The sequence below is a fragment of the Candidatus Dormiibacterota bacterium genome, from assembly GCA_036495095.1.
Lineage (GTDB): Bacteria > Chloroflexota > Dormibacteria > Aeolococcales > Aeolococcaceae > CF-96.
In genome coordinates this window covers 18,561-29,972 of record DASXNK010000025.1, presented here as the reverse complement: position 1 = coordinate 29,972, position 11,412 = coordinate 18,561, and the positions used below count along the sequence as shown (strand labels likewise).

At 75.8% G+C, this 11,412-nt stretch carries 13 protein-coding genes; 6 read left to right on the top strand and 7 right to left on the bottom strand.

Features of this window, described 5'->3' with window-relative positions; genetic code table 11:
* The first annotated feature begins 152 nt into the window (after positions 1 to 152).
* Both VGL20_02800 and VGL20_02795 read left to right on the top strand, forming a co-directional pair.
* On the top strand, positions 153 to 527 hold the full coding sequence (locus tag VGL20_02800) for a PaaI family thioesterase (protein ID HEY2702597.1): 375 nt from the start codon (positions 153 to 155) through the stop codon (positions 525 to 527).
* Positions 528 to 539: 12 nt separating this feature from the next.
* Positions 540 to 1,307 carry a class I SAM-dependent methyltransferase gene (locus VGL20_02795; GenBank protein HEY2702596.1) on the top strand — a complete coding sequence of 256 codons (768 nt, stop codon included), beginning with the start codon at positions 540 to 542 and terminating at the stop codon, positions 1,305 to 1,307.
* Here the strand turns inward: VGL20_02795 and VGL20_02790 are convergent.
* Complete coding sequence (locus VGL20_02790) at positions 1,282 to 2,619, bottom strand: aminotransferase class V-fold PLP-dependent enzyme (GenBank protein HEY2702595.1); 1,338 nt, start codon at positions 2,617 to 2,619, stop codon at positions 1,282 to 1,284. The genes VGL20_02795 and VGL20_02790 overlap by 26 nt on opposite strands.
* Before the next feature lie 535 nt (positions 2,620 to 3,154).
* Here VGL20_02790 and VGL20_02785 point away from each other — a divergent pair.
* Positions 3,155 to 3,787: a hypothetical protein gene (locus VGL20_02785; GenBank protein ID HEY2702594.1), complete on the top strand. Its 633-nt coding sequence runs from the start codon at positions 3,155 to 3,157 to the stop codon at positions 3,785 to 3,787.
* 73 nt (positions 3,788 to 3,860) lie between these two features.
* Here VGL20_02785 and VGL20_02780 read toward each other — a convergent pair whose 3' ends face one another.
* From VGL20_02780 to VGL20_02765, 4 genes are all read right to left on the bottom strand, one after another.
* A complete protein-coding gene (locus VGL20_02780) occupies positions 3,861 to 5,255 on the bottom strand; it encodes a DUF2079 domain-containing protein (GenBank protein ID HEY2702593.1) in 1,395 nt (464 codons plus the stop codon).
* Positions 5,256 to 5,265: 10 nt separating this feature from the next.
* Positions 5,266 to 5,931 carry a DUF2064 domain-containing protein gene (locus VGL20_02775; GenBank protein HEY2702592.1) on the bottom strand — a complete coding sequence of 222 codons (666 nt, stop codon included), beginning with the start codon at positions 5,929 to 5,931 and terminating at the stop codon, positions 5,266 to 5,268.
* Positions 5,928 to 6,635, bottom strand: coding sequence for a glycosyltransferase family 2 protein (locus VGL20_02770; protein HEY2702591.1), 708 nt, complete (start codon positions 6,633 to 6,635; stop codon positions 5,928 to 5,930). The genes VGL20_02775 and VGL20_02770 overlap by 4 nt, the downstream gene beginning before the upstream one ends.
* An 86-nt stretch (positions 6,636 to 6,721) precedes the next feature.
* Positions 6,722 to 6,991 (bottom strand): hypothetical protein, encoded by a 270-nt coding sequence (locus VGL20_02765; protein HEY2702590.1) that lies wholly within the window; start codon positions 6,989 to 6,991, stop codon positions 6,722 to 6,724.
* A gap of 151 nt (positions 6,992 to 7,142) precedes the next feature.
* On the opposite strand from VGL20_02765, the gene VGL20_02760 reads away from it, so the two are divergent.
* The 3 genes from VGL20_02760 to VGL20_02750 all read left to right on the top strand — a co-directional run bounded on the left by VGL20_02760 (position 7,143) and on the right by VGL20_02750 (position 9,395).
* Entirely contained in the window at positions 7,143 to 7,853 is a 711-nt protein-coding gene (locus VGL20_02760; protein ID HEY2702589.1) for a response regulator transcription factor, read from the top strand.
* Positions 7,850 to 8,926 (top strand): ATP-binding protein, encoded by a 1,077-nt coding sequence (locus VGL20_02755; protein ID HEY2702588.1) that lies wholly within the window; start codon positions 7,850 to 7,852, stop codon positions 8,924 to 8,926. Before VGL20_02760 ends, VGL20_02755 begins: the two co-directional genes overlap by 4 nt.
* Before the next feature lie 73 nt (positions 8,927 to 8,999).
* On the top strand, positions 9,000 to 9,395 hold the full coding sequence (locus VGL20_02750; GenBank protein HEY2702587.1) for a rhodanese-like domain-containing protein: 396 nt from the start codon (positions 9,000 to 9,002) through the stop codon (positions 9,393 to 9,395).
* Here the strand turns inward: VGL20_02750 and VGL20_02745 are convergent.
* Positions 9,341 to 10,222: an arylamine N-acetyltransferase gene (locus tag VGL20_02745; GenBank protein ID HEY2702586.1), complete on the bottom strand. Its 882-nt coding sequence runs from the start codon at positions 10,220 to 10,222 to the stop codon at positions 9,341 to 9,343. The genes VGL20_02750 and VGL20_02745 overlap by 55 nt on opposite strands.
* 18 nt (positions 10,223 to 10,240) lie before the next feature.
* Complete coding sequence (locus VGL20_02740) at positions 10,241 to 11,359, bottom strand: pyridoxal phosphate-dependent aminotransferase (protein ID HEY2702585.1); 1,119 nt, start codon at positions 11,357 to 11,359, stop codon at positions 10,241 to 10,243.
* Between the last annotated feature and the right edge of the window lie 53 nt (positions 11,360 to 11,412).

Here is an 11,412-nt window from a genome sequence, read left to right as displayed (position 1 = left end):
TCCTGCTCGACGACGCCTGGCTCAACGATCGCACCGAGTTCCAGCTGAACTTCGTCCACGGTCTGCGCAACCCTCACGGCCTCCAGATCCAGTACCGGCTCGAGAGCCTCGAGGGCGAGGCCGACCCCGGCTCCGGCCTGCCGCCCCACCGCGTGGCCGGCGAGTGGACCCCTGACGCGCTGCTCCACGTCGGCTTCCCCGGCGTCGCCCACGGCGGCCTGGTCTCGGCGGTGCTCGACGACGTCATGGGCCGCAGCACCGTGCTGCTGCGCCGGTGGACGGTCACCGCACGCCTCGAGGTGCGCTACCGCGGACCCGCGCCGGCGGGGACGCCGCTGCGCGTGGAGGGATGGATGACCGGGCTGCGCCGCCGCGTGATCACCACCAGGGGGCGGCTGCTGCTCTCCGGCGGCGGGGTCGTCGCCGAGGCGTCCGGCACCTACCTGCCGCTCACCCCGGAGCTGGAGCGCCAGATGGTGGAGCGCTGGCCCGGGTTCGCCGCCTACCTCGGAGACGCGGCCGTCTGACACCATGGCGGGGTGCTCCACGACGACCGCCGCCGCGCCGTCTCCTTCGGTGACGACCCCGACGCCTACGACCGCGAGCGGCCCTCGTACCCGACGGCGCTGATCGACGAGCTCGTCTCCACCGGCCCGCGCCAGGTCCTCGACGTCGGCTGCGGCACCGGCAAGGCGGGCCGGCTGCTGGTCGAGCGCGGCTGCGAGGTGCTCGGGGTCGAGCCCGACCCGCGGATGGCGGCCCTCGCCCGCGCCCACGGGCTCGAGGTCGAGGTGTCCAGGTTCGAGGACTGGGATGCCGCCGGGCGCCGGTTCGACCTCGCCGTGTGCGGCCAGGCGTGGCACTGGGTCGACCCCCACGGCGGCGCCCGGGCGGCGGCGCAGGCGCTGCGTCCGGAGGCACGGCTCGCCCTCTTCTGGAACCGGGGCACCCACGATCCCGAGACCCAGGCAGCCCTCGACGAGGTGTACTCGCGGCTGGTCCCGGCGATGCGCGGGGGCTCCGCACCGCTCGGCACGATGGGCTCGCAGCGCGCCGTCAGCCACGACGAGGCGCTCACCACGGCCGGCTCCTTCGGCCCCGCGGAGACCTTCGCCTACGAGTGGGCGCGCGACTACTCGCGGGAGCGCTGGCTCGAGCTGCTCGGCACCCACAGCGATCACCGGGTGCTGCCCGACGCCGACCGGGCCCGCCTGCTCGAGGCGGTCGGCGACGTCGTCGACCGGCTCGGCGGGAGCATCCGTCTCAACTACCGGACGGTGCTCACCTGCTGGCGCCGCCTGCGCTGAGGGCGAGCCCCTCCACCCTCGCGTGCAGCCGCTCCACCCAGAGCTCGTGCGCCGGCTTCATCAGCACGCTGCGCAGCACCCGGGCCGCGGCGGCGTCGCGGGCCAGGCCCGGCAGCGCGGCGAGCAGACGGCCCGCGTCGACGCGCAGCAGGCTGAGGAAGACCGGGTCGGGGCCGGCCATGCCCTCCTCGAGCATCGCCCGGCAGGCGGCGTCGAGGGCGGAGAGTGAGCGTGGCGCGCGGGGCACCAGGGTGACGATGTCGAGCTCGGGACGCAGCACCGGGGTCAGCGTCTCCGAGTCCCCGAGCAGCTCCCACCAGTGGCGTGCCGCCCGCAGCCCGGCGGCGAGCACCGCGCCGAGGCCGCCGGCGGTGAGCGGGAAGGCCTGCAGGGTGAGCCAGAGCGCCGCCGCCGCGGCGCCGGCCCGGGAGCACTCCAGGCTGATCTCGCCGAGGTGCCCCTCCGCGGCGGTGAAGTAGGTGTAGGGCGAGTCGTGCGCATAGAGCCGGGCCACCGAGGCGTCGCGGAAGAGCACCGCCCCGCACCCGTAGGGCTGCAGCCCGTGCTTGTGGGGGTCGACCACCACGGAGTCGCAGCCGCCGATCGCCCGCAGCGCCGCCACCGGCACCGCGGCGTCGCCCGCCCAGGCGAGGATGGCGAAGAAACCGCCGTAGGCGGCGTCGACGTGCACCCGCACCCCGTGGCGGCGGGCGAGGACGAGCGCCTCGTCGACGGGGTCGACCGCGCCGAGCCCGGTGGTGCCGGCGGTCAGCACCACGGTGCCGACCCGGCCGGTGCACAGCACCGTCTCCAGGGCGTCGAGGTCGATGCGCCCGGCGGGGTCGGCGGCGACCGGCTCGCAGCCCATGCCGAGCAGGTGGCACATCCGACGGTGGGTGTAGTGCGCCTCCTCGCTGCAGGCGACCCCCCGTCCGGGGTGGAGCTCGCGGGCGACGAAGAGGGCCTCGAGGTTGGCCACCGTGCCACTGCTGGTGAGATGGCCGAGGCCGTCCTCGGGAAGGTGCAGCATGCCGGCGAGCATCGCCACCGCCTCGCGCTCCATCCTCGCCGTCGCCGGGCCGCCGTCGAGGGCGTGGTTGTTGGGGTTGACGAGCATGGTGGCGAGGTGGGCGGCGATCGCGGCGGGGTGGGGCGGCTTCAGCATCTGGCCGGCGTAGCGAGGGTGGAAGAACGGGTAGTTGTCGCGCAGCCGGGTGGTGAGCTCGTCGAGCAGGGCCTCGACCCGGGCGGACCCGAGCTCGAGGGCGGGGTGGCCGGGCGCCGGCCCGAAGCCCTCCTCCCACGCGGTCATCGCCGCGATCACCCGGGCGCACCAGCCCGCCAGCTCGTCACCACCGGGGGGGCGCGGGGAGGGGCTCACGGGTGAAGACTACAAAACGCACGAATGCACGCGAATGCACGGATCCGTACCATTCCGCGAAAGCTGGGATATGATCCCAGGCAGACAGATGCCGGGGCGAGAGCCGCGGCAGGAAGGGACTGGACACGATGCGGGCGGCACCTCGGGTGCCTGCCACCGCCCGGGCGGGTGGGACGGTGCGCCGTCACGCTGCCCGCGTTCATGACAGCCTCGTCCTCAACATGTCTGAGGAAGCTCCCCGCTGACGGACGATCCCGTGGGATCGGTCGGTCACGGTTGTCAGGGAGGGAGACGGCCGGCGCGGCAAGCCCGCGCCGGCCGTCGTTCCCCACACCCGATGGAGGTGCCGCAAGAACTCTTTCCCCACGCCGTTGGAGGTAGTTGTGGGGCGCGTGTGACGCGTTCCATTCAGCACCGTCAACGGCGGCGGCGACACCAGCCGGGCGCCAGGGGAAGGGAGAGATTCATGAGACTGAGCAAGCTGTTCTTCGTTGCGGGCGTCGCCGCAACGGTCGGCGCCACCGGGGCCATGCAGGCCGCCAACGCCGACAGCAAGAAGTTCGAGGTCAAGGCCGCGAACTACGACCCGGGCAAGACCCACACCGTCACCTCGCAGTGGACCAAGAACCTGGGTCTGGACGACAACAACGGCAAGAAGAACCGCAAGGGCCTCCTGCTGTCGAAGAACGCGCCCACCGCCACCAACTCCGCGGCCGGCGCGACCATCCGCGGCGTCAAGGGCATCGTGCTCACCGAGCTCGGCTACGACGTGCGCGACGGCAGCCACTGCTCCGGCGGTGCTCCGCGCTTCGACGTGATCACCGTCGAGGATCCCACCGTCGTGCACTTCGTGGGCGCCTGCACCAACGGCACCGTGACCCCCAACACCCCGGTGGCCGGCTGGTCGCGGGTGCGCTTCGACCCGGCCAACGGCGCCAACACCTTCCCGCCGATCCCCGCCGGGCAGCACGTGTCGGTGATGGACATCACCTTCGACGAGGGCACCGACACCGCCGGCGGCATGCCCGGCCTGGCGGTCATCGACAACATCGACATCAACGGCACGCTGGTCGGCAGCGGCAACAACAGCGGCGACTGAGCTCGCGGCCCCCTCGGGGGCACGGGCTCCGCGTGAGGGGGGAGACGGCCGGCGTGGGCGACCACGCCGGCCGTCAGTCCCCGAGATGCCAGACCGTCACCCCGCCGCCGGTGGCCACGCGGCGGTAGCCCCGCCCGGGGAGCGCCGCCACGGCGGCGTCGTAGCCAGCGGCGCGGCTCTGCGAGCCCAGCACCCCGGACCCGTCCACCGCCACCCAGGCGACCCCGACCCCGGCGGGCAGCTCGAGGACCACGGGCCGGTCGGCGAGATGGGTGAGCAGCGACCCGGTGGCGGCCACCGGCGCCCCCGCCGGGATCCGCCCCAGCGCGGCGGCGGCGGCGGCGGCGCGATCGAGCCCGCCGAGCTCGATGCGGTCGGGGCCGGGCCCCCAGGGCAGCGGCGCCGCCAGCAGCCAGGTGGCGGCGGCGCCCCCGACCAGCAGCGCGGGCGCGGCGGCGCCGAGCCTCCGGCCCCGCGGGCTGCGCCACCCCAGCAGGGCGGCGGCGACCAGCAGCGGCACCGCGGGCAGCCCGTAGTGGAGGCGCAGCCCGCCCTGGAACGGGTCGGCGGCGAGCAGGGCGAGCAGCAGCGGCAGCAGGCAGGCGGCGAGGGCGGCGGGACGCAGCAGCGGCAGCAGCCCGGCGCCGGCGAGGGCGAGCAGCAGCGCGGGCCCGGCGGGCGCGGAGACCAGGTGGCCGAGCCAGGTCTGGGGGGAGGTCACCAGGTGGGCCACCACCGCGGCCGGGGTGGCGCCGATGTACCGGTAGCGATCGATGAGGTCGCCGGCGGCGCCGCCCCGAAGCCGGGGCATCAGCACCAGCGTGGCCAGCGTCCCCGCCGCCAGCCCGCCGCCGGCGAGCACCAGCCCGGCGCGGCGGCGGTGCACCGCCATCGCGAGCAGGCCGACGCCGATGGTCACCAGGGCGCCGTCCTCCTTGCAGAGCAGCGGGACGGCGCCGGCGAGCAGGAGGATCGGGGTGCTGCCCCGGGCCGCGCCGAGCAGGGCGAGGAACACGAAGGGCACCGCCAGCGCCTCGGTGTGGAAGTCGAAGCCAGCGGCCCGGGCGAGGCCCACCTGGAGGAGGTACGCGACCACGGCGGCGAGCGCCGCGCGCCGGGTCCCGAGCCACTCGCGGGCGAGCGCCCACAGCGGCACCACCGCGAGGCCGAGGGCGAGCGACTGGGCGCCGAGCAGCCAGAGCGGGCCGGGGTGGAGCCGGTAGAGCGGCACCAGGAGCAGGAGGGCGGGCTCGAGGTGCTGGCCGAAGAAGCCGTAGTCGAGGAAGCTGGAGCGCAGCCCGTTCCCCACCGAGGCGTTCCACACCACCTGGTCGAAGAACGCGAGGTCGTAGGCGGTGCTGTGGAAGGTGGCCCAGCGCAGCGCGGCGACCGCGAGGAGCACCGCCGCGGCCACCCCGCCGATCAGCCAGGGGGTGAGCTCGCGGGTCCTCAGCGGGCCCGCGGGCACGGCGCCGCCGTCACCGGCCGGAGCCGGCGAGCGCCGCCGCGGTGTGCGGCGCGCGCCCCGGGTCGCGGTCGAGGTCGCCGGCGAGACGGTCGAGGTCGGCGAGCTCGTCGACGTCGTACCAGCCGCCCGCGTCGCGCACCTCGAGGCCGGCGGCGCTCGCGCGTGCGGTCACCTGGGCGGCGGTGCGCGAGGTGCTCCACTCCACGCCGTCGAACACCGCCGGCAGCCGCGCCGCCTCTGCCCGGGCCGCGGCCATGGCCACGAAGCCGCCGTCGAGCGCCCCCACCAGCGCCACCGCGTCCGGGCCGGCCGCCTCGACGCAGGCCTCGAGCAGGGTCTCGGGGAGGGTGGGGCTGTCGCTGCCCACCAGCAGCACCCGGCGCGCCCCGGCGGCGAAGCCGCACCCGAAGGCGTGGGCGAGCCGGGCGCCGAGGTCGCCGGCGGGCTGGGCGGCGAGGGCCGCGCCCGGCGCCGCCCGGGCCACCTCCGGCCGCGCCTCGGGCGGGTTGAAGGCGATCAGCCGGGGCCAGCCCGCCGACCAGGCCAGGGTGTCGGCGACGAAGCCGCGGTGGAGCCGGTGGGCGGTCTCCGCGCCGAGCGCGGCGGCGAGCCGGCTCTTCCCCGCGCCCGGCACCGGCCAGCGCATCAGCACCACCATCAGGTCCCCGGGCCTCACCGCGGCGCCACCCGGTGCCAGAGCAGCGCGCCGATGATCCCCAGCCCGGCGCCGAGGCTGCCCCGCAGGCTGCCGCCCACCTTCGACGTCCCCGCCGTCCGCCGCCGGTAGCCGACGTCGATCTCGACGATGCGGGCCCGGCGCCGCGCCGCCCGGGCGAGCATCTCCGCCGGCCAGGCGAAGCGCGAGGGACGCATGCCCAGGTCCCGGAGCAGCTCGCCGCGCACCGCCCGGTAGGGCCCGAGGTCGGTGAGCCGCACCCCATAGAGGCGGTGCAGCAGCAGCAGCGCGAGGCGGTTGCCGAGGGCCTGGTGGGCGGGCATGCTGCCGGGCTCGCGGCGCGCCGTGCGCGACCCGCACACCAGGTCGGCGCGGCCCTCGAGGATGGGCGCGACCAGGGCGTCGATCGCCTCCGGGGGCATGCTGCCGTCGCCGTCGATGAAGACCACCACGGTGGCGTCGGGGCTGGCGGCGACGCCGGTGTGGCAGGCGCGTCCGTAGCCGCGGCGGGGCTCGCGGACCACCCGGGCCCCGGCGGCGGCGGCGACCGCGGCGGTGCCGTCGCGGCTGCCGTTGTCGACGACCAGGACGTCGGCGCCCAGCCCCGCGGGCACGCGGCGGACGACCTCGGCGATGGCGCCCGCCTCGTCGAGGGCGGGGATGACCACGGTGCAGCGGGGGGGCGCGTCGGTTCCGGTGCTCACGGGGCGCGATCATGACGGTCGCGGATCTCGGTCGGATGACGGCACCGGCGCCCCTCGTTCGGAGGGGCGCCGGCGGTCAGAGGGCGCTAGGGGTGCGCCGGATGCGTGGGATGGGGCTTGTGCGTGTGCGTGGGCTTCGGGGTGTGCGTCGGCTTCGGAGTGTGCGTGGGCTTCGGCTTCTGGACGCACTTCTTCCCGGGAGCCGTTCCCGGCTGAGGGGTCACGCAGGTGTGCCGGTGGTGGACGGTGGTCGTGGGCGGGGTGGTCGAGGCACTGGCGGCCATCGCGGTGGTGCCCACGGCGGCGGCCAGCGACCCGGCGGCCAGCACGGTGGCGGCGACGCGTCGGAGGTTCATGGTCCTTCTCCCTTCCTGATGCTGAGCGGACCGCTGGTCGACGCGGTCCTCACGTCTATGACGCGGCGGTTGCACGAAAACCTACGGCTGCGCACTCACATCGCGCGGAGTCACGCCGCCGACACGGGCCCTCCGTACACTGCGCTCAGCGATGAGCTCCACCGCCCCCGTGCTGGTCGTCGACGACGACGCCAAGATCGTCTCGCTGGTCCGCACCTACCTCGAGCGCGAGGGCTTCTCCGTGGTCGAGGCGCGCGACGGCCGGGCCGCGCTGGCGGCGATCGAGGCCCACGCCCCGCAGCTGGTGGTCCTCGACGTGATGCTCCCCGAGCTCGACGGCCTCGGCGTGCTCCGCCGGCTGCGCGAGCGCTCCGACATCCCGGTGCTGATGCTCTCCGCGCTCGGCTCCACCGACGACCGCGTCGCCGGCATTCACCAGGGCGCCGACGACTACCTCCCCAAGCCCTTCTCGCCCGCGGAGCTGGTGGTGCGGGTCCAGGCCATCCTGCGCCGCAGCGCCCGCGCCGCCGGCCGTGACGGCGACCGCGGGGTGCTCCGCCACGCCGACCTGGTCATCGACCTCGACCGCCACCAGGTGACCCGCCAGGGCCGGCTGCTCCAGCTCACCACCGCGGAGTTCCGCCTCCTCGCCGCCCTGGTCGAGGCCGACGGCCGGGTGCTGACCCGCGAGATGCTTCTCGACGCGCTCTACGGGAACACCTACGTGGAGGTGCTCGACCGCACCATCGACGTGCACATCCGCCGGCTGCGCGAGAAGCTCGGCGACGACGCCGAGGTGCCCCGGTACATCGCCACGGTGCGCGGCGCCGGCTACCGGGCGGCGCCCGAGCCCGTCGGGTGATCCGGCCGCGGCGGATCGCCGTCCGGCTGGCGCTGGCCTCGCTGCTGGTGACCGCGGTGGCGGTCACGATCATCGCCACCGGGGTGTTCGACGTCGGCCGCTCCACCTTCGACGACCTGATGCTGCGCCACGGCGCCTCCGCCGCCGACTCGCGGGCGATGTTCAACTCCTCGATCGGGCACACCTTCGTCTGGGCGCTGCTCGCCGCCGCGGTGGTCTGCGTGGTCGTCGCCGGCGTCCTCGCCCACGGCGTGGCGCGCTCCTTCGGGCGCATCGTCGAGGCGGCCCGGCGCATCGCCGGCGGCGACTATGCGGCCCGGGTGCCCGACGTGGGGATCGAGGAGGCGCGGGCCATCGCCGAGGCCTTCAACCGCATGGCCGAGAGCCTCGAGGAGCAGGAGCGGATGCGCCGCGAGCTCATCGCCAACACCGCCCACGAGCTCCGCACCCCGCTCACCAACCTCAAGGGCTACCTCGAGGCGCTGCGCGACGAGGTGATCCCGCCCAGCGCCGAGACCTTCACCTCGCTCCACGAGGAGGCCGACCGGCTGGTGCGGCTCTCGCGCTCGCTCGACGTCCTCGCCGAGGGCGACGCCGGTCGCTCGCTGCGGCCGGTCGACGCCGACCTCGCCCAGGCGGTGCGCGCCGCGGTCGAGCTCTACCAGCCCGGCTTCCAGCGCGCCGGGATCGACCTCGAGGTCGACCTCCCCGCCCGGCTGGTGGTCCGAGCCCACCCCGACCAGCTCGCCCAGGTGCTCGCCAACCTGCTCCAGAACGCGCTCCGCTACACCCCCGAGGGGGGGCGGGCCACCGTCGGCGCCGGGCTCGAGGAGGGCCACGCGGTGGTGCGGGTGGCCAACACCACCGCCTCCGGCGAGGGCATCCCCGCCGCCGACCTGCCCCACCTCTTCGAGCGCTTCTACCGGGTCGAGAAATCGCGCGACCGGGCCCGCGGCGGCGCCGGGATCGGCCTCGCCATCGTCAAGCAGCTGGTCGAGGGGGCGGGAGGACGGGTGGGCGCCGAGGCGCGACCCGGCTCGGCCCACTTCTGGTTCAGCCTCCCCACCGGCTGACCCGACCCCGATTGTTGACTAACCCGATCCAGATAGTTTGACAACCGCCGGGCGCCTTCGTAGAGTCGCCGTCATGGCGATGAGCGCGCGGGACCTGCTGGCGGCGGTTCGTCAGGTCGTCCCCGAGGTGACCCCCGAGGCGGTCCACGCGCGGCCGAAGCCCGACCCCCACCTCATCATCGACGTGCGCGAGCGCGGCGAGTACGAGGCCGGTCACCTCCCCGGCGCCATCCACATCAGCAAGAGCTACATCGAGGTCCTGCTCGAGGACCGGGTGCCCGATCGCGAGACCCCGATCACCCTCTACTGCGCCGGCGGGACGCGGTCGCTGCTCGCCGCCGAGTCGGTGATGCGCCTCGGCTACGCGAACGTCGAGTCCATGGTCGACGGCGTCGGCGGCTGGAAGGCGCTCGGCTACGCGCTGGTGGGTGAGGAGGCTCCGCTGCTGGGGCTGGCCCGCTCCGCCTGAGCCACGGCGAGGAGCTGCGCCACCTCACCGTCGTCGAGGGCGATGCCGAAGCGATCCCGCAGCGTGCTCGCCAGGGCGGCGCCGTCGAGCTCCTCGACGGTCTCGGTGAAGTCCGGGTGGGTCTCGACCAGCCGCAGCCCGGTGAGGGTCAGCCGCCACTCCGGCGTCGAGCGCTGCGCCAGGACCCGGGCGGCGAAGGCCGACCGCGGGTGGGTCGAGAGGTAGTGGTTGACGACCTCGTAGTCGATCCGGTGCTGGGGGTCGAGGGTGAACGCGTAGAGGTCGAACCAGCCGTCGGGGTGGAGCGAGCGCAGCACCCAGGTGCGCTCGTCCTCGCGTGAGAGCTGGTGGTTCCAGCCCGCCGCCGCGGTGACCGCGCCGTCGGCGAGGGGCAGTGGCTCGCGCAGGCCCTCGCCGCCGAAGCCGACGTCCGCGAGCCAGTCGATGCCCTCGGCCTCGACCCACAGCAGCATGTGCGACTGGGGGCGGATCGAGGTGGAGCCCATGCGAACCCGGGCGGAGAGCCGCCGCACCCCCAGGCCGAGGCGCTCGAGCACCGCCGCGAAGAGGAGGTTGTGCTCGTAGCAGTAGCCACCCCGTCCTCCGGTGACCAGCTTGGTCTGGATGGCGTCGAGATCGAGCCGGATCGGCCGGCCCAGGGGGATGTCGAGGTTCTCGAAGGGGATGGCGGCGGCGTGGGCGCGGTGCAGCCGCTTCAGTCCCCGCGGTGTCCGGGGCGGCGCCCCCTCCAGCCCGACCCGCGCCAGGTAGGCGTCGAGGTCGAGGCGGTCGATCTCCCACTCGTCGGGCGGCGCTGGGGTGGACACCCGGAGGATTGTGCCCGCTCAGGCCCGCCCGGCCATCGCCTCGAGCGCCCGGGTGAACCGGCCGGGTGGGGCGCCGAGGCCGAGCCGCACCCGGCCGGGGACGCCGAAGAGGCCGCCGGGGACGGCGGCCACCCCGGCCTCGCGGCGCAGCCGCTCCAGCCGGAGCGGGGAGGCGATCGCCGCGGGCAGGCGGGGGAAGGCGACCAGCCCGTCGGCGGGGGCGGTCAGCACCGCGCCCCCGATCGTCCCGACCCAGCCGCCGAGGGCGGCGAGGTTGGCGGTGGCGGTGCGGGCGACCCGGGCGGCGAGGGTCCGCCGGTGCTCGAGGGCGAGCGCCGCCAGCAGCTCGCTCGGCGCCGCCGTGCCGAGGCTGGTGATGTCCTTGAGCGCCGCCACCCGGGCGAGGAGGGAGGGACGGGCGCAGCTCACCCAGCCCACCCGCAGGCCGCCGAGGCCCAGCGCCTTGCTGACGTCGCCGAGCACCACCACCGCCCCGGTGGCGAACGCGGCGCTCCCGGTGAGGCTGGGCGCCGCCGGGTCGAGGGTTCCCCGCGCCACCTCGTCGACCACCACCACCGCGCCGGCGGCGGCGCAGCGGGCGGCGAGGGCCTCGAGCTCGGCGGCGTCGACCACGGCGCCGGTGGGGTTCTGCGGCGAGTTGAGGAGCACCGCGCGGGTGGCGGGGGGCAGCCCGTCGAGCAGCGGCCCGAGGTCGAGGCGGCTGCGTCCGGGGCGCCAGACCGGCACCCGCACCACCTCGGCGCCGGCCGCCTCGGGGGCGCGGAGCAGCCCCTCGTACGCGGGCGTGCCCACCACCACCCGGTCGCCGGGGCCGGCGGCGGCGGCGCAGGCGAGGAGCATGGCCTCGACGGCGCCGTGGGTGATCACCACCTCCTCCGTCCGGCGCGCCCCGCCGGCGCCGGCCACCGCGGCGCGCAACCGCTCGCCGCCGCCGCCGTCGCCGTAGTCGAGGGAGAGGCCGAGGTACTCGTCGACCGCCTCCGGGCCGGCCAGCCCGAGCAGGTCGCGGACGCTGAGCCCCGCGGCCCCGCTGCGGGCGAGGTCGAGCGGCGGCGGCGCGCCGTGGCCGGCGAACCACCGCTCCAGCCGCACCGGGCCGGCGCCTCCCAGCCTCACCGGCGCGACCACGCGGAGCCAGGGCGGAGGACCTGGGGGGCGGCCATGCGGGC